This window comes from Sphingobium sp. RS1 (assembly GCF_056156825.1).
In genome coordinates this window covers 778,947-798,851 of sequence record NZ_JBLZXE010000002.1, presented here as the reverse complement: position 1 = coordinate 798,851, position 19,905 = coordinate 778,947, and the positions used below count along the sequence as shown (strand labels likewise).

General features: G+C 60.0%; 19 protein-coding genes and 1 other annotated feature. Of the genes, 13 read left to right on the top strand and 6 right to left on the bottom strand.

The window, feature by feature from the left end; all coding sequences use genetic code 11:
- Positions 1-185: 185 nt before the first annotated feature.
- The 5 genes from ACNHGR_RS05450 to ACNHGR_RS05430 all read left to right on the top strand — a co-directional run bounded on the left by ACNHGR_RS05450 (position 186) and on the right by ACNHGR_RS05430 (position 3,453).
- Positions 186-605 carry a helix-turn-helix domain-containing protein gene (locus tag ACNHGR_RS05450; RefSeq protein WP_475284493.1) on the top strand — a complete coding sequence of 140 codons (420 nt, stop codon included), beginning with the start codon at positions 186-188 and terminating at the stop codon, positions 603-605.
- A gap of 9 nt (positions 606-614) precedes the next feature.
- Positions 615-1,265: a GntR family transcriptional regulator gene (locus tag ACNHGR_RS05445; protein ID WP_475284491.1), complete on the top strand. Its 651-nt coding sequence runs from the start codon at positions 615-617 to the stop codon at positions 1,263-1,265.
- 152 nt (positions 1,266-1,417) lie between these two features.
- A complete protein-coding gene (locus tag ACNHGR_RS05440) occupies positions 1,418-1,552 on the top strand; it encodes a benenodin family lasso peptide (RefSeq protein ID WP_475284489.1) in 135 nt (44 codons plus the stop codon).
- 84 nt (positions 1,553-1,636) lie between these two features.
- On the top strand, positions 1,637-2,278 hold the full coding sequence (locus tag ACNHGR_RS05435) for a lasso peptide biosynthesis B2 protein (RefSeq protein ID WP_475284487.1): 642 nt from the start codon (positions 1,637-1,639) through the stop codon (positions 2,276-2,278).
- Positions 2,275-3,453: an asparagine synthase-related protein gene (locus ACNHGR_RS05430; RefSeq protein WP_475284485.1), complete on the top strand. Its 1,179-nt coding sequence runs from the start codon at positions 2,275-2,277 to the stop codon at positions 3,451-3,453. Before ACNHGR_RS05435 ends, ACNHGR_RS05430 begins: the two co-directional genes overlap by 4 nt.
- On the opposite strand, the gene ACNHGR_RS05425 is transcribed toward ACNHGR_RS05430, so the two are convergent.
- Positions 3,377-4,605 (bottom strand): IS3 family transposase gene (locus tag ACNHGR_RS05425; protein ID WP_475284053.1). Its coding sequence is split into 2 segments (ribosomal slippage): positions 3,377-4,317 and positions 4,317-4,605, totalling 1,230 coding nucleotides; the frame shifts between segments, so codons are not numbered across the junction. The genes ACNHGR_RS05430 and ACNHGR_RS05425 overlap by 77 nt on opposite strands.
- Positions 4,208-4,324: a sequence feature (AL1L pseudoknot), on the bottom strand. It overlaps the preceding gene by 117 nt.
- On the opposite strand from ACNHGR_RS05425, the gene ACNHGR_RS05420 reads away from it, so the two are divergent.
- On the top strand, positions 4,586-5,359 hold the full coding sequence (locus ACNHGR_RS05420) for an asparagine synthase-related protein (RefSeq protein ID WP_475284483.1): 774 nt from the start codon (positions 4,586-4,588) through the stop codon (positions 5,357-5,359). The genes ACNHGR_RS05425 and ACNHGR_RS05420 overlap by 20 nt on opposite strands.
- 9 nt (positions 5,360-5,368) lie before the next feature.
- On the opposite strand, the gene ACNHGR_RS05415 is transcribed toward ACNHGR_RS05420, so the two are convergent.
- Positions 5,369-6,991 carry an Atxe2 family lasso peptide isopeptidase gene (locus tag ACNHGR_RS05415; protein WP_475288328.1) on the bottom strand — a complete coding sequence of 541 codons (1,623 nt, stop codon included), beginning with the start codon at positions 6,989-6,991 and terminating at the stop codon, positions 5,369-5,371.
- A 69-nt stretch (positions 6,992-7,060) separates the two neighbouring features.
- Here ACNHGR_RS05415 and ACNHGR_RS05410 point away from each other — a divergent pair.
- From ACNHGR_RS05410 to ACNHGR_RS05400, 3 genes are all read left to right on the top strand, one after another.
- Positions 7,061-8,232, top strand: a protein-coding gene (locus ACNHGR_RS05410) for an IS3 family transposase (protein WP_475284352.1) whose coding sequence is annotated in 2 segments (ribosomal slippage) — positions 7,061-7,325 and positions 7,325-8,232 — 1,173 coding nt in all. Because the reading frame shifts where the segments join, the coding sequence is not laid out codon by codon here.
- Between the two features lie 583 nt (positions 8,233-8,815).
- Entirely contained in the window at positions 8,816-9,448 is a 633-nt protein-coding gene (locus ACNHGR_RS05405; RefSeq protein WP_475284481.1) for a tyrosine-type recombinase/integrase, read from the top strand.
- A 256-nt stretch (positions 9,449-9,704) separates the two neighbouring features.
- Positions 9,705-10,139, top strand: coding sequence for an NUDIX hydrolase (locus ACNHGR_RS05400; RefSeq protein ID WP_475284479.1), 435 nt, complete (start codon positions 9,705-9,707; stop codon positions 10,137-10,139).
- A gap of 58 nt (positions 10,140-10,197) precedes the next feature.
- Here ACNHGR_RS05400 and ACNHGR_RS05395 read toward each other — a convergent pair whose 3' ends face one another.
- The 4 genes from ACNHGR_RS05395 to ACNHGR_RS05380 are packed head-to-tail and all read right to left on the bottom strand — an operon-like array spanning position 10,198 to position 13,743.
- The gene (locus ACNHGR_RS05395) at positions 10,198-10,674 is read right to left on the bottom strand and encodes a chromate resistance protein ChrB domain-containing protein (protein WP_475284477.1); all 477 of its coding nucleotides are present in this window, start codon (positions 10,672-10,674) and stop codon (positions 10,198-10,200) included.
- A 16-nt stretch (positions 10,675-10,690) separates the two neighbouring features.
- Positions 10,691-11,416 (bottom strand): superoxide dismutase, encoded by a 726-nt coding sequence (locus ACNHGR_RS05390; RefSeq protein WP_475284475.1) that lies wholly within the window; start codon positions 11,414-11,416, stop codon positions 10,691-10,693.
- A 15-nt stretch (positions 11,417-11,431) separates the two neighbouring features.
- Positions 11,432-12,835 carry a chromate efflux transporter gene (chrA, locus tag ACNHGR_RS05385; protein ID WP_475284473.1) on the bottom strand — a complete coding sequence of 468 codons (1,404 nt, stop codon included), beginning with the start codon at positions 12,833-12,835 and terminating at the stop codon, positions 11,432-11,434.
- Positions 12,832-13,743 (bottom strand): chromate resistance protein ChrB domain-containing protein, encoded by a 912-nt coding sequence (locus ACNHGR_RS05380; protein WP_475284471.1) that lies wholly within the window; start codon positions 13,741-13,743, stop codon positions 12,832-12,834. The genes chrA and ACNHGR_RS05380 overlap by 4 nt, the downstream gene beginning before the upstream one ends.
- A 91-nt stretch (positions 13,744-13,834) precedes the next feature.
- On the opposite strand from ACNHGR_RS05380, the gene ACNHGR_RS05375 reads away from it, so the two are divergent.
- The 4 genes from ACNHGR_RS05375 to ACNHGR_RS05360 all read left to right on the top strand — a co-directional run bounded on the left by ACNHGR_RS05375 (position 13,835) and on the right by ACNHGR_RS05360 (position 19,863).
- The gene (locus ACNHGR_RS05375) at positions 13,835-15,175 is read left to right on the top strand and encodes an alginate export family protein (protein WP_475284469.1); all 1,341 of its coding nucleotides are present in this window, start codon (positions 13,835-13,837) and stop codon (positions 15,173-15,175) included.
- Positions 15,176-15,500: 325 nt separating this feature from the next.
- A complete protein-coding gene (locus tag ACNHGR_RS05370) occupies positions 15,501-16,061 on the top strand; it encodes a PAS domain-containing protein (RefSeq protein ID WP_475284467.1) in 561 nt (186 codons plus the stop codon).
- Complete coding sequence (locus tag ACNHGR_RS05365; protein WP_475284465.1) at positions 16,058-19,477, top strand: chemotaxis protein CheB; 3,420 nt, start codon at positions 16,058-16,060, stop codon at positions 19,475-19,477. Before ACNHGR_RS05370 ends, ACNHGR_RS05365 begins: the two co-directional genes overlap by 4 nt.
- Before the next feature lie 5 nt (positions 19,478-19,482).
- Complete coding sequence (locus ACNHGR_RS05360) at positions 19,483-19,863, top strand: response regulator (protein ID WP_475284463.1); 381 nt, start codon at positions 19,483-19,485, stop codon at positions 19,861-19,863.
- The last annotated feature ends 42 nt before the right edge of the window (positions 19,864-19,905 follow it).

Sequence of the window (19,905 nt, the reverse complement as noted above, 5' to 3'; positions counted from 1 at the left end):
AGTCTCTATCAACGTCTGTTTGATCGTTCACTGTTCAGCTGCGTCATAGCCACAAGTCTAACAAGGATCAGCTCTGCCAACTTTCAAAATGAGAGCGATATTATTTGACCCATCGGATTTTTCACACAACATAGCTTTCGTTGGAATGTGCATGGAAGCTTTGAGGCGCAATCAGGGAGGACCTGATGACCTCATATCAAGACGACGATCCCCAAGGGGATGCGTCGATATTGGCCGAGGTCAAGTCGATCTCGGGTCGCCGCATTGAAGAACGACGTAGACGCCATCGCATGACCCAACGGCAACTCGCCGCCGATGTCGGGATCGGCGTGCGCTGGTTGCGAGAGATTGAATCGGGCAACCCGAAGTCCCGTTTCGATGACCATATCGCCTGCGCCCATGCCCTCGGGCTCTCATCGGCGCATCTTCTCATTCCCATGCTGTTCTTGGAGCATCATATGCACTTCCCGCGACACTTCTTCGTTGACGACATGCATGAAATCGAACGGCTCTGCATCGAGTTCATATCTAACCTCACCCTGAGAACCTTCCTTCAGCCGGGCGGCAGAACGCGTGGAAGATTCGGCTCCGCGCCAGCAGAGTGAGAAGCCGCCATGGCCCCCGAAGCTCTGACGGCCGACCGGCTGCACCGCGACATAAAGGCGCTCATTCTGCGCGGCTATTTCGGGGCAGGTTTGCCGCTCACGGTCCACGCCATGGCAGACGCGTTTGGCACCAGTATCTCGCCGGTCCGGGACGCGCTTAACCGTCTGGTCGGCGAACGACTGGTCGAGATCCAGGGCGGCGGAGGCTTCGCGATCCCAGCCATCACCGCCCAAAACACCTATGATCTTTATGCCCTCCATGCCGATCTAGTACGGGCGGCTGTCAAAGATGCGCAGAGCTTTGACGGGGTGGGTCAGCCTCCCTCACTGCTCGTCGGGGGCGTGGTCGATAACCACATCCTCGCCACTGAGACGGCGAGTTTTTTCGTTCGGGTCGCAGGCTGTTCCTTCAACGTCGAACTGCACAATATGACCGTTGGGACAGGCGAACGACTCGCCGTTCGCCGCTTGTCTGAAAAGGCAACCAAGCGCCACGTAACAGAGCTCGTGGCACTATGGAATTTAACAAGAAAAGGAAATAAAAGCACGATACGTCGAGCAATGTGGCAATATCATCGCCGCCGTTTGTTGCACGTTGAAGAAATTTCCAGTGCTGCATCCCAATGGATTTCATCACAGTGGACCTCGCAAATCCGTTGATCCTGTCGTGCAGAATTTAGAGCGAGCTGAGTCATCTGGCATGTCAAGCTTATAAGCTCCCAATATGAGGACTTATAAGATCGGATATAAGCTGCCCCATCTTTACAATCGAACGGGCCGCCAATCCTGGTGGTCGTTCGATGGAGATGAAGATGCAGAATATCCATGACAATGACGAGGTGATCGTCGATCTGGGTACCGCCTCGGTGGAGACCCAGGGGTCCGTCCGCGGCGATGTCGATCAGATCGGCCTGCAACTGCTCGCAATGGGCATTGCCGACGACTGAACCTCGGGGCGCGCGTCATTCTTGGCGCGCGCCTTTTCGAGCCGATGACGACATCTTATCGAAAGCTTCGCTATGGGATACCGGATGAGGGAGGGACTGACCTTCTGCATCACAGGAGGTCGTTCGATCTTCCTTGATGTCGAGGCAGACCGCTATTTCGGCCTAAAGACTGACTGGGATCATGCCTTTCAGGCCTTGGTGGCTGATGGCTCGGCAGGTCCGGCGGTCGCTTCACTAATCGGTGCAGGCATCCTTGTAGAGGTGGAAACGCAGGGCGTTCTGGCGCCGCAGCAAATAGCAACCGCGAGCCAGGAGATAGTTGCGATCCCGGCAAAGCCAGATCTGATCCTCACTTTGAAATTCATTATCGCGCAAATCCGCGCGGCAAATGCGCTACGCACGCAACCCTTGGCCACGATAATGCGTGGGTTCGACCAACGCGCTTCCCGCATGGCCGACGCTGCAGGGGCTGATGCCGAACCGAATTGGGGGCCGTTGGTGGTTGCCTTCTTCGCTTCGTCTCCGTTGCGACCCAGAAGCAGTCACTGCCTGACCAACTCGATCGCGTTCCTGCGCGTTGCCCGATCGCTGGGATATAAGCCCCAGCTAGTCCTTGGCGTTTGCGCCGCACCCTTTTCTGCGCATTGCTGGGTCCAGGCAGGTGACCATGTTCTCAACGACCGGCTTGAGAATATCCGGTCCTTTGAACCGATCTTTGCCCTATGACGCTCCTTCGCTACCTGATCCTGGTGGATCGCTCCGGGTCGTCGTTGCCGCAAATAGCGTCAAGGCTAAAGGGCATATTTCCCGTTCACATTGCATTGGCCGAGCATCGCTGTGTCATCCTCATGAATGTCGAAGGGCACGCGCTCCACCTTCCGGACGGAAAGGGCGTGGCCTTAGGAACGGTTTTCCCGCGCCATGGGGCAGCAAGGCCTATCGATAGCGACGATCGTCAGTGGAAGGACGAGCTGAACGGGCCGGAGCCGCTCAAAACCTTGCGTGATCGTTATTGGGGTGGCTTCATTGCGCTATTGGCTCAGGACGAGGGCATTGAACTGATCCGCGATCCAGGCGGCGCCATGCCCTGCTACTTCATGGCGACGTCGACCGGATGGGCTGTGGCGTCCGATGCCGAAACGCTTGTCAGCGTCGGCCTCCTGCGGCCACGGATCGCCTGGTCGGAAATCCCGCGATATCTTACTGCCAAGGACCTGCCTTGCCCGCGCACAGGGATCGAAGGCTTGCAGGAATTGCTGGCTGGCACCTCTATCAAGCTTGGGGCGAGGCCAAGCGATCCATCAGGTTTTTGGTCTCCCTGGGACTATGTGAGCGAAGCCGAATGGTGGGATGGGGCCGAGACGGCTGAACGTCTCCGGCGGACGATCGATCACTGCACAGCGTCCTGGGCTTCGACAGCAGATCACATCCTTTCAACCCTGTCGGGCGGTTTGGACTCGTCGGTCGTCGTGGCCAGCGTAGCCAGGGCGAACGCCGACCAACAATGCATAACCCTCGTCACACAAGACCGGCTTGGTGACGAACGGGAATATGCTCGGGCCATGGCAAAGCATGTCGGTGCCCCACTGCATGAGCCTTATTTTGATCTGGCCGACGCCGATCTTGCTCGATCCGTGTCGCGACATTTTCCAAAGCCGATCGGTACAATTCACGAAACGGCCTACCATGCCGCTGTCGACCGCGCCGCAAATGGCATCGGGGCTGATGCTGTCTTTACCGGCAACGGTGGCGACAGCATATTTTATAACAGCGCGTCCCTCCGACTGAAGCGCCCCGGCTTTTCAGGAGGCAGTTTTCATTGGGCTATGCAGCCATATCGAGGTTCTCGAGGGCTGCATAGTAATTGTCTTCGGCCTCAGCGGGCGGGATGTGCCCGATAGGGCCGAAGAGCCGGTGATTATTGTACCAATCGACCCAGCGCAGTGTTGCCATTTCCACGGCCGAAACGCTTGGCCATGACCGCTGCCGCCAGATGACCTCGGCCTTGTAAAGGCCGTTGATCGTCTCAGCTAATGCATTATCATAGGAATCGCCGACGCTGCCCACCGAGGGAACGAGCTTGGCCTCGGCCAAGCGCTGGGTATAGTTCATCGCAAGGTATTGAACTCCCCTGTCGCTATGATGGATCAGCCCATCATCGGGACTTGGCCTGCGGGCATGAATCGCCTGCTCCAGGGCATCCAGAACGAAGCCTGCAGTGGCTGACGTGCTGACCTTCCACCCCACAATCCGCCGGGCAAAAGCGTCAATCACAAATGCGACATAGACGAAGCCCGCCCAGGTATGCACGTAGGTGAAATCGACAACCCACAGAGCGTTGGGCCGGCTGACGCGAAACTCCCGATTGACCTTGTCCAGCGGACACGGTGCCTTCGGGTTGCTGACAGTGGTGACTGTCTTCTTTCCACGCCGGACGCCCGCCAGTCCCATGGCGCGCATCAATCGTTCCACCGTGCATTTCGCCACCATGATGCCGTCACGCCGCATCTGGTGCCAGACCTTGCGTGCGCCATAGAGGCCGAAGCTGGCCTCATGGACTCGCTTGATCTGCTCCCTGATCTCCTCATCGCGCCGGGTACGTGCCGGACGCCTCCCGGGATCGGCACGGCGTGCAGCATGTTCATGGTAGGAGGAAGGGGCGATCGCCAGTTCGCGGCAGATCGGCTCGATCCCCAAATCCTCGCGATGGGCGTCGATGAACGCCATCATCATCTCCCGGGGCGGTCGAGCTCCGCCAACGCAAAATATGCTGATGCCTTGCGCAAAATCTCGTTGGCCCGGCGCAACTCCTTCACTTCGCGCTCAAGCAATCTCAGCCGCTCACGGTCATCGGCAGCCAGCGCCGCTGGTCCCGCTCGTCGGCTCGCCTCCTCCCGGCACCAGCGGCGCAGCGTCTCCAGCGAGCAGCCGATCTTCGCCGCGATCGACTTCATCACTTCCCATTCCGAGCCATATTCAGCTCGCTGCTCCGCGACCATACGGACCGCGCGCTCCCGGACTTCAGGAGAAAATTTGTTCGTCGTCTTGCTCATCACGGATGCTCCTTCTCACAAGTTGGAGCCTCCTGAAAAGCCGGGGCGCTTCAGACCTCTGTTCGATGTTCTGTATGGGCATGGCCCTGGTCGTCAGGCTTTGCGGACATTCGGGAATATATGCGATGTCACGCAAACCAGCTGGATCACCGCCTTGTGTGAGACGGTGAAATTCCTACCGATCGTCCGCCGTCCTTATGCGTGGTCGCGAGATATCTCGATGCTCGCTGCCGATGTGGCAGCAGACATTGCGGCGCGACCGGCGACCCACGCCTGGCTTGAAAGCCAGCCAAGAAGCAGACCCGGCAAGGTTGGCCATGTCGCGCACCTGCTCAAGGTGCAGAACCATCTTGAGGGCTATATGCGGCCGTTCGGGTTCCCCATGATAAATCCCCTTATGTCCCAGCCCGTGGTCGAGCTTGCGCTCAGCATCCCGACCTGGAGAATGTTGGAAGGCGGCCGCGACCGGGCGGTAGTCCGCCACGCCTATGCCGATGCGCTGCCGCCGCTTGTGCGTGACCGCCGACGCAAAGGAAGCCCGAGCGGATTTGCCATGGCGGTGGTGGCAAGCAAGCAAAGCGAGGTGCGACAGCGACTGCTTGACGGGGCTCTGGTGTCTCGCGGACTGGTCGATCCACAGCTTGTGGACGCCGCTATCCCGCAAGGCCCGGTAACGGGGCGCGCCTATGTCCGGCTGCTCATGCTTCTCGATTTGGAAGCGTGGATATCGCACTGGCAGGGATTGGGAGGCTGAAGCATTGCCTCAGCCTCCCTCGGCCCGACGCGACACCGAGGCTTTGGCTTCCGATGTTTTCCAGCTCTTCTGCATTTGCGCCCACCTTTCGACCTCCCTTGCTCCCGGATCGTCGGCTGGGGGCTTTTTCCCTCGTAGCCAGAAATCGAACCATAAGAGATTGCGCTGGTAGACGCTGGCTTTGTGGGCTGGATGCCGCTTGATGTGAAGCTCGTCTGGATAGACGAACATTTCCACCGGGCTGCCGGCAGAGCGCAAAGCCCGAACGGCTTCGAGCGCAACAAGATACTCGCCATCTGCCGCCTGGATCAGAAGGGGGAATGCAACGCGGCCTGCGTTACGAGATAGTGAAATCTCCGCCCACATGTCTGCCTTATCGTCCGGTGACCTGGGCCAGCCGAAGCGCTCATAGGTGGCCTGTATCGAGGGGCCTAGTAACCATATCTGGGATGGTTCCCAGCAGCAACCGCTCACCACGGCAGCGCTGAACAGGTTACTGTGCAAGGCAGCATATTGGACAGTGGTCGATCCGTCGCTGAGGCCTGTGATGCCGATCCTATCAGCATCAACCAGGCCGGTGTCGATGAGTTGCTTCACCTTTATCTCGATCGCCGACAATATGCTGCGACGTTCGAGGAAGCCCTCATTCTGCTGGCGCTGCCGATCCGTAGATGAAAGGCCCTTGCCCAGAAGGGGCGATCGGGGCCGCTGGATGCTCAGGACGAGATATCCCTCGCGCGCGAAGAGCTGGATGGGATATTCGTCGCCGGTACCACCTCGCAGAAACCCACGGCTTTCATATTGGACGACGATCAGGGGGTAGCGGCGCCCGCGCTGGAAATCGGGCGGATAGACAAGGTCTCCGAAACACTCCACGCCTTGGTCATTTTTCCAGGTCAGCCGTTCGGCGCGGCCAAGCGCCAGTGTGTGAAAGCCAGGATTAGGATCGAAGACGACAGTAGATTTTTGCGTTTTAAGGGCTATGCGATCAAGCCAGCGCGGCCTTGATGCGCTCTCCCGTCCGCAGATGACGTCCTCGCCGATCGGCCCGCAGTTCAAAAGCAGATCCGACGTCATATAAAGTCGGAGTGGTTCCTTGGTGCCGATAATCCATTCATAGATGGCCGACGCATGGCGCGCCCACCCATCCCGGCGCACGAAGCGTACTGCTCCAGTGGCTGAGAGCCACGGCTTACCATCGATACCGGAGCATTGGTCGCTTTTGCAGCGCTGTTCGCTGCCTTGAACGTCGGCGGCGATCCGCTCCACGCCCGCCTCATCTGTTACGGTAATTGGCCGGGTGCCCTTGAGCGGATGATCCCCTTCATCAAAGGCTTGCAGCAGCGTATCCTCGGCATTGCTCACAGCCCGGATGGCGCCATCGCTGAACCGAACCGCCTCATATCGATAGAGCGGTGCACCGGCGGGAAAGGGGCGCGCAGATGCGAAAGGGAAATAGCGACCATCGAAGCGAAAGCCGGTCCTTGATTCCGTTTGCAGGGTCGATTGCTGCACGCTGTCGTCCCGGAGCTTGTAGATGATGCTGTTGCCGTCCGGGGTGAAGCGAAAATCAACGACATCCCCCGTTGCACTGTCTACCGATCGCGCTTCGATGCTATTCTTGTCCCACACCCGCAATGATCTGCCCCCTGCTGAGTGGCCCAGAGACTATGATAGTCTGGACCACGAAAGGGACGACAGATGCCATTCAAGAAGCACAAGCCGGAAGAGATCATCGGCAAGCTGCGTGAAGTTGAGATTGTGCTGGCGCAGGGGACTTCGACCGCCGAAGCATGCCGTCGGATCGGGGTCAGCGAGCAGACTTATTATCGCTGGCGCAAGGAATATGGCGGGCTGAAGACCGACCAAGCGCGGCGGATGAAGGATCTGGAGAAAGAGAACCAGCGTCTTCGCCGGGCGATTTCGGACCTGACGCTGGACAAGCTGATCCTGCAGGAGGCTGCCAAGGGAAACTTCTGAGCCCTGCGCGGCGGCGGCGCTGCATCGATCATTTACGACGAGAGCTTCCGGTGTCCGAGCGACGGATATGCCGGGTGCTGGGTCAGCATCGATCGACACAGCGCAAGGTGCCGCGCGGGGCGGATGACGAACAGGCACTGACAGAGGATATCGTCGCTTTGGCGAAGCAATATGGTCGTTATGGCTATCGCCGGGTGACGGCATTACTGTGTCATGCAGGATGGACGGTGAACCATAAACGGGTTGAGCGGATCTGGCGGCGTGAGGGGCTGAAGGTTCCGCCGCGCCAGTCAAAGCGGGGACGCTTGTGGCTCAATGACGGTTCATGCATCCGGCTACGACCCGAATATCCGGGACATGTCTGGGCCTACGATTTCGTCGAGGGGCGGACGCATGATGGCCGCAAGTTCCGCATCCTCACGATCATCGACGAGGCCAGCAGGGAATGCCTGGCGCTCATCGTTGCACGGCAGCTCAAGCATGAGGATGTTCTGGCTGCCTTGGCCGACCTGTTCGTCTCGCGCGGTCCGCCTGCACATATACGGTCCGATAATGGCAGCGAATTTATTGCGACCGCCGTCCAGAAATGGCTGGGCCAGATCGGCGTGAAGACACTCTACATCACGCCGGGATCACCATGGGAGAATGGCTATAACGAAAGCTTCAACGGGTCGCTTCGCGACGAACTGCTCAACGGCGAGATTTTCTACAGCCTCGCGGAGGCCAAGGTGCTGATCGAGGCATGGCGGCGGCATTACAACACCGTTCGCCCGCACAGCAGCCTTGGATACCGACCACCGGCACCAGAAACGGCAACACCGCCATATCCGGCCTCCGGTTCCGCTTCGCTCCACCTCCGTCCGGATATGGCGGCGATGGGATTAATCCACTAACAAACCAATCGGTCCACTCGGTGGGGGCAGGTCAGTCGCTGGCTCGGAACTGATATCTACTGTGCCCCAGGCAGTCGCTGCAATCTATGCTACGATGTTGCCTCTTCAGCTTATTGAGCCTCCTTTTGAAACGCCGTTGATCAGTCTTCGGCAATTTTGGCATAGGCGGGTCCACGACGACCCGGCTGTGACTTGGGTGCGGGAACTTGTCGCGGATCTTTTCTTGGGACGGGATCCATCTCCAGAGCGCCCGTAAATTAGTCGGCTGCGGTCTGGGAAGCCTAAAATGGCGAATGCTCCTCGAAAGCGGTAGAAATCTTCGTATCTGACCTCAGACCCGAAACTCGCCTGTCGGCCATTCGTACGTGTCGCGGTGACAAAACCTGACTGTCCGCAGCTGGATGCCAGAAATTGGCCTCTGAACGGCGGCTAAGGGTCGCCGTTACAGGTGGTCTATAAGGAAGTTAGGCGAGTTTATCGTAGTCCGCTAACTTTTATATCTTTCGCACGAGGCTTGGGATCTGCCTCCTACTGCTTGCTGGAACGTTTTTCCGGTGGCCATCACGGCCACTGGAGATGTGTCATGGGATTATCAGAATTTGATCCCGCCGCTCGCGAGCGGGTGTCGTGGAACGCTGGACGCAAAGTCGGCGCGAAGCGCGCGCTCAAGCCCCGCCAGATCTGGGCGATACGCTTCTTTCTTGATCAGCATGGTCGGACCCGGGATCGGGCGCTCTTTGATCTCGCGATCGACAGCAAGCTTCGCGGCTGTGACCTGGTGAAGATCAAGATCAGCGACATTGTTTGTGATCGGAAAATTCGGACGCGGGCGATCGTCGTCCAGCAAAAGACCGGGCGGCCGGTTCAGTTCGAGCTGATGGACGATGCTCGCGCCAGTCTGCTAAGATGGCTGGAGCTGAGGGGAGGCTCACTGGAGGATTATGCCTTCCCGAGCCGCACCGATCACGCGACCCATATGAGCACGCGACAGTATGCCCGCCTGGTGGATGAGTGGGTAACGGGCATCGGCCTGCCGAGTGAGGATTACGGCACGCACTCGCTAAGGAGGACTAAGGCGTCGATCATCTACAAAGCCACCGGGAATCTACGCGCGGTCCAGATCCTGCTTGGGCATACGAAGATTGAAAGCACCGTCAGATATCTCGGAGTCGATGTAAAGGACGCCTTGACCCTGGCGGAAGGCACGGAAATCTGAATTCAGCTGGCTCCTCGCATCTGCGAGGAGCCAGATCCCATGTCGCGTCCGCCACGCGCCACTTCTCGCCGTTCAAATCAAAATTTCGATTTTCGAAAGCTGACATAATAAGGCGGTTCATAGGCACGCCCGCCCTTGTCATTCGCCCATGGACGGGGTGAGGTCGCGGTTCAGCAAAGTCGCCCGATGGCCACCGCCATCTATGCTGAAGCAAGCATTCGGGATATATACCGGCAGAATCCATTGAGATGATGCCATGGTCGTCCAGTCTGCAGCTATTCCTTATCGTTATGACGCTGATGGGGAACTGGAGATTCTGCTCGTGACGTCGCGAAAGAAGAGGCGTTGGGTTCTCCCAAAAGGCCATGTGCGTCCAGGCATGGGGGCCCATTCATCGGCCGCAAAGGAGGCGTTTGAGGAGGGCGGCGTGATCGGCCGAACGGAGGCTGATCCCATCGCCAACTATCTCCGAAAAAAACGGAGTGGGTCCGAGGACGAGGCGCTCACCGTTGCCGTCTATGCTATGGCGGTTACCACGGAAGCGCCTGTGTGGCCTGAAATGCGTGAGCGAAAACGCAGATGGGCAACGCTGCCCACCGCGCTTTCGCTGGTCGAGGGCAAGGGAGTGCGCGAAGCACTCGCCGCCTTCGAACATGTTTTCAGTCCCCATCGCGGGCAAAGCTGTGACTAAAGGCTGACCGCTGCTGCGGATGGCAGAAATTTAATTGATGAGCCGCCCAAGCCGTTCCTCAGGCTTGCCTCGCCCCTTGCTCTGCGCCGGCTGGCGGCCACACATGCGCTTCCCCCTGACATGACTTGCACCAGGCGTACAGCGCGTCATACATGATGAGGCCCTGCGCGAGCATAATGTTATCGTCCTTGTAGATTGCCGAGAGTCCCAGCGAAATGGCGAACAGGCCCGCTGATTGCGGCGTTAGATCAAGCCGCGACGTATCAGCGCCGCGGACAATCGTGGCTAGTTGATCCAGCGCCGGGTCATAAAGATTGTAGCGAGCAAGAAAGGCGTCGAAGCTGCAAAGCTCCCCGACATGACTGAGCTCGGCACCCGGAATGTCATAGGCGATCGCGGCTTCCCGCTCCGCTGTGGCAAAGACCTCGGCTGCGGGCACGTAAAGAAATTCAGGATCGTCATCGATAAAGCGGGTGATGAGCCATGGACAGGCGATCCGGTCGATCTTCGGGCGTTCCCGTGTAATCCACTTCACGGCTGTTTCTCCTCATCTAGAGAGGCGGCAAAGCTGTCGCTTGTGCGTAGCGCTTCTCCACAGATTCCCAGTCGAGATTGGCAAACCAGGCATCGATATATTTTGCAGCCTGGGTGCCATAATCCATGTGGAAACTGTGTTCGTACATGTCGAGCGCGAGGATCGGGATGCCGGCTGCCGCGCCGTGCATATGATCCCAAGCCCAGTGGTTCTGGAGCGATCGTGTATGCACATTCCAGACAAGGAGCGCCCAGCCGGATCCTCCGGCGAGAGACATGCCTGTCCGGCGGAACTCTGCCTCCCAAGCGCCGAATGATCCCCAATTCCTGGCCAGCGCTTCGCGGATCGAGCCGGTTGCCTCACCATCGCCGCCAAGGCCATCGAAATAGATCTCATGGAGAACCACCGAGCCTGTGCGGTGCAGCTCCTCGCGCTTCATGCCGCCATAGACGACCGGGGGCACCTCCGCATCCGCCATCGCCGCAGCAAGTCTCGGTTTGAGCGCGTTCAGCGTCTTGACCGAGCCGATGTAATTATTTTCCCAGTGCGATCGGATCAGCTTCTCGGAAAGGCCCGTCAGCTTTGCCGGATCGAACTTGAGGGGTTTTGGCTGAAAGGTCCCGGTAAATGCCGGGGCGGCTGCAGCGAGAGCCCTCTCAGCCTGGGTGCTATCGGTTGTCGCCATTGCTAATGCTCCTATCCCCAGTGTCTTGACCGCCGTTCTGCGCGAGAAGTTGGTCATTTTTGAGTTCCTTGTTCAGACGAGGAGAACGTAGGCCGCGCCCAGCGCCGCGCAGACGCCCAGCACCGTCAATACCCCAACCTTGAAGCGGAACACCGCGATCAGAGCGCCAAGCGACAGCAGAAATGCGGGCAGGTTTATCGAAGCCAGCACCGGCAGATCGACCGATCCGGTCGGCGTTGGAACGGCCTCGACCCGCGCAAACAGCGTGTGGATGGCGAACCAGATCGCTAGGTTCAGGATCACACCCACAACGGCTGCCGTAATGGCGGTCAATGCAGAGGACAGAGCCTTGTTACCGCGAAGTCGTTCGATGAAGGGGGCGCCCGCGAAAATCCACAGGAAACAGGGAACGAACGTAACCCAGGTGGTCAGGATCGCGCCCAGCGTCGCAGCGGCGAGGGGGGTGAACGGGCCGGCGTCGCGGAATGCGGCAAGGAAACCTACGAACTGCGTTACCATGATCAGCGGCCCGGGGGTGGTTTCTGCCATGCCGAGCCCGTCGAGCATCTCGCCAGGGCGCAGCCAACCAAATGTGTCGACCGCCTCCTGCGCGACATAGGCCAGGACAGCGTAAGCGCCGCCGAAGGTGACCACGGCCATCTGGCTGAAGAAGCTCGCGATTCGGGTGAACACATCGTCCGGCCCAAGCGCCACAAAGAGGGCGAGTACCGGCCCGAGCCACAACAGCAGCAGAACCGAACAGATTTTGAGCGACCAGGACAGGTTGGGCTTTGCATGTTCGGGCAAGGCTTCGCCCAGGGCCGTGTCGCGATCATGAACGATTTCGCCGCCACTCGCACCATGGCCGCCGCCGCCCTTGAACTGGGCAATCCCGCTGCGGCCGCCAATATAGCCCGCCAGCCCCGCGGTCAGCACGATCAGCGGGAAGGGCGCATCCAGAAAGAAGATGGCGACGAAGGCAGCCGCAGCTATCCCTCGCATGACATTATTCTTGAGCGCCCGAGATCCCACCCGGACCACGGCCTGGACCACGACGGCAAGCACCGCGGCCTTGAGGCCAAAGAACAGGCCCTCGATCAGGGAGACATGGCCGAACAGCACATAGATGTAGCTGAGGCCCAGGATCGCGAGGAAACCCGGCAGCACGAACAGCGCCCCGGCGATCAGCCCGCCCTTGGTCTTGTGTAGAAGCCAGCCAATGTAGACGGCCAGCTGTTGCGCCTCTGGCCCCGGCAGCAGCATGCAATAGTTCAAGGCGTGGAGAAAACGTTCCTCACCGATCCAGCGCTTCTCCTCGACGAGGATGCGGTGCATGACCGCGATCTGACCCGCTGGTCCGCCGAAGCTCAGGGCGGCGATCCGCGCCCATATGCGGGTCGCTTCGCCAAGCGAGATGCCGTGGTCGCCAGCGGGCGGCGCGTCAGGGGCGGCCATGGTAGATGCACTGGCTGTCATCGATCCGTCTTTCTGTTGCTGAAAAAAGCGTGAAACTGGTTGAGCGCTTCGCTGGCGCTAGCGATGCGCTGGAGATCGTCGTCTGTCGAAGCGCAGACACCCGAGAGCATGGCGCCGACGCCGGCGGTTTCGGGGCGCGCGAACTTACCGTCACCAATGTCGAGCTCGTGGATGATCTCACCGATGGCGACGAGCGCGGGGTCGGAGGTCAGCTCGGCGCGCAGAAGCAGGGTTTCGAAACTGCATCGGTCACCCTCATGGGTGAACTCGGCATCGACCATGTCGAAGCGAAATTCGCCCTCCGCCGGATCATAGTGGCGGCTATCGACGAATTTGAAGTGCGCATGCGGATCGATAAAGCGGCGGATGAGCCAAGCGCAGGCGATGCGGTCGACATGCACACCGCTGCGCGTGACCCAGGTTTTGCCGGTCAGGTCGAGCGCAAATGACACATCGGCGGGTTCGGTCCGGCTGACATCGGGATGAGCGTAGCGCTGACGATCCAGTTCGGCGAGAGCGGCTTCTGCGTCCTGGCGGCCATGGGCACCGAAGAAGTCGAGCCGGCTGACTTCCTCCATTCGCTTCTGCAGCCGCGCAATGTCGGGCCCGCTCGCAGGGCCTGTCTCAAGAAGCCGCCGAGCGGCCTGCGTGATGTCGTCATAATCCGCGTCCCGCGCTGTATCGAACAACGCGCGTACGTCGGCGTCGGTCTGGCCAGCGAGGAGATAGGCGTCGATCAGCGTCGCCTCCCCGCCGCTGCCGCTGATCTCTTCCAATAGCTCCAGAAAGGCCGCTTCATTCTCCGGGGAACGGGGCAGAACATGCACGGCATTTTTGAGGGGCACCGCACCGATCGCTTGCAGTCGACGCCAGATTTTCACGCGCAGGTAAGGCGGCTTGGCCGGCAATTGATGAAGGAGGGCGAGCCAAAGGCTGGTGTCGGATCGAGTCATGATGCATATGTATCATCGAATCTGATTCGAGGAAATAAACATATCAATGTCTCGTTCCTTCTCCTTTCTGGTAGCTGGCACCATCCTGCTTTCCGCCACTCCGGCCTTTGCGGCAGATGACGGTTTCACCTTGAGCGGCAGCCTTCGCCTGCGCTTCGAAGAAATTGAAGGGCAGTCGCGCGCGGGCTTCGATCGCACGGACAGCCTCTTCAACGCGCGTACACAAGTGCTGGGAGAGTATCGCTCCGGGTCGTTTCGCGTGGGAGCCGAGCTTTTCGACAGCCGTGTTTATGGAGCCGATCCTGGCACGCCTATATCGACCAACGAGGTCAATGCGCTTGAGCTGGTGCAGGCTTATGTCGCCACCGATATCGCCAATCCGTTTGGCAAGGGCAGCAAACTGACGCTGACCGCTGGTCGCATGACGTTGAACCTTGGTTCGCGGCGACTGGTAGCGGCTGACGATTATCGCAACACCACCAATGGCTACACCGGGCTGCGCGCGGATTTTACCGCGCCCTCTGGCCTGAACGGCGTGCTCATCTACACTTTGCCGCAGCAGCGGCGGCCCGATGACAGGGAGAGCCTCGAAAATAACCGGGTTGCGTTCGATCATGAGGGGTTCGACCTCGTGCTCTGGGGCGGGATCATCAGCACGGCCAAGGCGATCGGCCCCGCCACAGCAGAACTCAGCTACTTCCATCTGGGTGAGCGGGATGAGCCGGGCAGGGCCACGCGCGATCGTTCGCTCGACACGTTCGGCGGCCGCATCATGCTGGAACCGGAACCCGGCAAGTTCGACTATGAAATCGAGGCCTTCTATCAGACAGGAAGTGTGAGCGCTTCCCTCGCAGCGACCGCACCGCGTCAGTCCGTCAGGGCGAACTTTGTCCATGTCGATGCAGGCTACACCTTCCCAGGAGCCTCGAAGCCGCGCATTTCTGTCGAATTCGATCGCGCCAGCGGTGACCGGACGGGCAGTGATAATAATCGGTTCGATACGCTGTTCGGCATGCGGCGGGCCGACCTCGCGCCCGCCGGGCTGTATAACGCCGTCGCGCGCGCCAACATCGTCACTCCCGGCGTTCGTTTTGAGGCGACGCCGAGCAAGAAGTGGGATTGGTTCGCGGTCTACCGTCTCATGTGGCTGGCTTCGCGCACCGATGCATTCTCCACGACGGGGGTGCGGGACAGTAGCGGCCAGTCAGGCAGTTTTGTCGGGCACCAACTGGAAGGTCGCGTCCGCTACTGGATTATTCCCACGCGTCTGCGGTTCGAGTTTAACGGTCTGCTGCTGGCCAAGGGGCGTTTCCTGCGCGCCGCGCCCAATGCGCCTGCGGGGAAATGGACCCGTTATACCTCGTTTAATCTCACCGCGAGCTTCTAAACAGGGGCAGAAATTTGTCTCTAACGCAGCAAAGCTGCCGGCCTCCATTCGGTCAATCCCAGGTGCTCACGATCGAAAAGCGGCCCTTCCGCACCTGGCAATCAAAAATTGGGCGCTGAACGGCCGGAAAGGGTCGGCTTTGCCACGTAGCGCTGCGTAATGGACAAATTAGTCGGTATCACCCGCCGCCCAAAAGTCGTATTTCACCGAACAATCTGGATCAGGCCACTGCGCCTTGTCCCGGCAAGGCTCAGCCGGTAGGGCGGGTAACCGAGCCTAGAGCATGCTGGAACGTTCCCGGCAATCTGACGCAATCGGAGAGTCCATGTGCCGTGACGACCTTCCCGTAGAGCTGCGGGACTATTTCGACAGCTCCCCGGTCGCCCTGTCCCTTGGAGAGGCATCGAGCGATCATGCTCTGCTGCTGACCAACAGGCGTTTTCGCGACCTGACCGGTTACACAACGAGCGAGATCGTCGGCCGCAACTGCCGCTTCCTCCAGGGCGAGAGCCGCAATGACGAGGCGCGCGAGAAGATCCATGCGTTTCTAGCGGAGGATCGCATTGCCAACGTCCGCACGCCCATCGTCAACTTCCGCAAGGATGGCCGTCCGTTCGTCAACCTCCTCTACATGTCGAAACTGCGGGCCCAATCCGGCGAGGTGCACTACATCTTCGCATCGCAGTTCGACGTCAGCCGTACGCAGGCGGACCTCTTGCAGAACTATGATGCCGACCTTGGTCAGACGCTGGACCGGATAAGCCCGGTGCTGGCGGAAAGCGGCATTGTGGTGGAGGGATCGCTGATGACCATCGCGAACTCAGCCGCCACCATCGCCCAGGCCAAGCTGACCCTGACCGAGCTAGACCGAGGTTCCTTCCTTTGAGCGGCGGGGACGTTCCGTCACCACGCCTGCCAGTCGTCGGCATCGGCGCCTCGGCCGGGGGGCTGGAGGCGCTGCGCGAGATGCTATCTTCGGCGCAGGGCCCGACTGGCATGGCCTTCGTTATAGTGCAGCATCTGGACCCCACTCATGAGAGCATGATGGCGCAGCTGCTCGACCGCCACACGACCCTGGAAGTGCTGCAGTCCGAAGGAGGCGAGCGGATCGCGGCGGATAAGGTTTACATCATCCCGCCGGGACACGGCCTCGCCATACGCGACGGCGTGCTGGAGCTGACCGAGTTCGCACAGCCACGGGGCCTGCGCCGTCCCATCGACGATTTCTTTATCTCGCTTGCCACCGACCAACAGGGGGATGCGGCGTGCGTCATCCTATCAGGAACCGGCGCGGATGGGACCACGGGACTACGCGCGGTCAAGGAAAATGGCGGCGTCTGCTTGGTCCAGCAGCCCGACAGCGCGCGCTACGACGGCATGCCGCTCTCGGCCGTTGGCACCGGGCTCGTTGACTATGTGAAGCCGCCGAGCGAGATGCTCGAATGCCTTATCGCCTTCTTCAACCACCGCGCCGTCGATGCAACGGAGCGGGAGGCAGCGCTGGTTGCCGACCATGTCGATGACATGTGCAAGACCTTGCGCGCTGCCGTTGGGCACGACTTCTCCGGTTACAAGCGCACGACCCTGATCCGCAGGGTCGAACGGCGCATGCATGTACTCGGCATTGGTTCAGGCAGCGCCTATCTCGCACGCATCAAGTCCGACTCGGAGGAGTGCGAAGCGCTGTTCCGTGATCTCCTTATCAACGTCACCCGGTTCTTCCGCGATGCCGAGTTGTTCGAGCGGCTGCGCACGCAGGTCGTGGAGCCGCTGATGCAGGAGAGCGATGGCGAGGAGATACGCATCTGGGTGCCCGGCTGCTCATCCGGCGAGGAAGCATACAGCATTGCCATCCTGTTCGCTGAGGCGGCGCGCAAACTGGGCGTGACCCCGGCCACGGTACAGATCTTCGCGACCGATATCGACGAGAGCATGCTCCAGATCGCGCGAGAGGGCGTCTATCCCGCCTCTGCTCTCGCAGACATGCCGAGCGCGCTGCGAGAACACTATGCGATCCCGCATGCGGAGCGCTTCACCATCGCGTCGCAGATTCGGGACATGATTCGCTTTTCTAGCCACAGCATCGTCAAGGATCCGCCCTTTTCGCGCATCGACCTGGTGTCCTGCCGCAACCTCCTGATCTATTTCGACGATCGTTTGCAGCAGTCGGTCATGCCGCTTTTGCATTATGCGATCCGGCCAGGTGGCTATCTCTTCCTCGGCCCCTCGGAAAGCGTCGGCCGTTTCGAGCATCTTTTCCCGACACTCGATCAGCAGGGGCGTCTGTTCAAGCGCGCGCCCGGTCCGCCCAGTTATCCCATAGACCTGCCCGGCAGCGCCTATCCGCGCGGCACCCGCGCTGACGGCCGAACGGAGAGGGGTAGCGGCCGCACCTTATCGGACGAGGGCGCAGCAGTGCGCCGGATCGTTGACCGCTATGCACCCGCCAGTTTGGTCCTAGACCAGGATGGTGGAATCATTGCCGCCTATGGTCGGTTGGGACGATATTTCGACTTCCCCGTCACCCGTACCGGCGGATCGAGCGCGATTAGCCTAGCCCGGGCGGGTCTGCGCACCGTGCTCGGCCCGCTGCTGCGAGAGGGCCGCGACACCCGCAAACGCGTCGTCGTGCGCGACGTCCAGGTCGAGACGGAATATGGCAATCAGCAGATCGACGTCGTGTGCGATCCGTTGCCCGACGGTACGTTGCTCTTCGTCTTTCGCGATACTGCTCCCTTCCGGCCTGTGCTGGATGATGACGTGGCAGAGATGGATGCAGGCGACGACCATCTCGACGCGCTGGAGGACGAGCTGCGCGTCACACGGCACCGGCTGCGCTCCACCGTGGAGGAACTGGAGACGGCGAACGAGGAGCTGAAAAGCTCGAACGAAGAAATGATGTCGATGAACGAGGAGCTCCAGTCCACCAACGAGGAATTGTCCACCGTCAACGACGAGCTCAAGTCCAAGGTCGATCAGCTTACTGTCGCCAATTCCGACCTGCGCAATTTCTTCGAGTCCACCGAATTGGCCGTGATCGTGTTGGATTCGGATTTGCGCATCCGCAGCTTCACGGAGGCCGCGACTTCTCTCTTTCCCCTGCAACCGGGCGACCGGGGGCGGCCGCTGGAGGACGTATCGACGCGCCTTGTGGAGGCGGACTACATGGATGATGCCCGCGCCGTCGCGGAAGGACATTCGGCGATCCAGCGCCGGGTTACAACACGGGATGGGGAGCGCGCCCTGTCGTTAAGGACCCTTCCCTATCGAATGCAGAACGGCGCTACTGACGGTGCGACCCTGGTGCTGACGGACATCACGGATGCTCTGTCTATGGAACGGGATTTGGCTGCACAGCGGGAGCGGTTGGATATGGCGATCCGGGCGGGCGGCATCGCCGTATGGGAATATAACGTCGACACCTGCGAAGCGGTCGTGGACGCGCATGGTCGGGAAATCCTTGGTATTTCGGCCGATACGGCGTCCAATGATGCGGAAGCGCGGCTGAGCCGCCTGCATCCCGATGATCGACCCGAATTCGACGCTGCGCTCGCGAAGGTTGTCGCGGATGGCGGCGATTTTGAGGCGAGCTACCGGGTTGTCGATGGCGAACAGATGCGACGGATAAAAAGCTTCGGCCGGCTGGTTACCAGCGAGGGATCGCCGCGGCTTGTCGGGGTATCCATCGACGTGACGCCGGAATATGCGCTTGCCCAAACGCGCGAGCTGATGCTGCGCGAGATGAACCACCGAGTGAAGAATTTGTTTGCCATCGTCGCTGGCATGGTCTCGGCGGGTTCGCGCACCCATCGGGACGTCCGCGCATTCGCGGCGGACTTGCGGGAACGGATAGCGGCCTTGGGCAACGCTCATTCTCTCGCCTCGCCAACAGGCGAGGTGCAGGCTATCGATCTGGCCGATCTGTTGAATGCGACCCTGGCACCCTACCGCGATCAAACTGATATAGCGGTCGATGGACCAGATGTTCGGATCGCTCGCTCCTCACTCTCGCCTCTTGCACTCATACTGCACGAATGGGCTACGAATGCAGCGAAATATGGAGCTTTGGGTCCGGATGGCGGCGTTCTGCGAATCGGTTGGGCGCTTGAAAACGACATCTTGCGATTGCGGTGGGTTGAGGAATGCACTCATGCGACCGTTCTTTCAGAGGGGACCGGTTTCGGGACAGTGCTGGTGAAGACTTCCGCGAAGCAACTCGGCGCCGAGGTTACACGAAAGATGAGAAACGGAACTTTTTTGATCGAGCTCTGTTTGCCTGCGCAAGCGCTTACGGATGGATAATGTGAATGGCCGGAACGGTATTGCTGGTTGAAGATGAACTGTTCGTTGCGCTCGACCTTCAGGATACCATCGAGGGGGCGGGTTTCGCCGTTGATGGGCCTTACATCTCCGTTTCGTCCGCGTTGACCGCCGTCGGTAGCGCTTTGCCGGATTGCGCCATTTTGGATGTTCAGCTGGCTGATGGCGAGGTCTATCCGGTGGCAGAGGCGCTAGTCGCAGCGGGCGTCCCTGTCATTTTCCATTCTGGACATGCGGACCCGTCTTTGCTCGTCGAGCGATTCCCTAGGGCAGTTGTCTGCGGCAAGCCATGTTCGCCTTCCCGCCTCCGAGACACCTTGAGGCAGGTTACCGGCGGCAGTGAAGATATGGCGTACACTGCTGCATAACATCAGTCAGCCAGCGGTTGACCTATGGGCCGAACCTTCCGT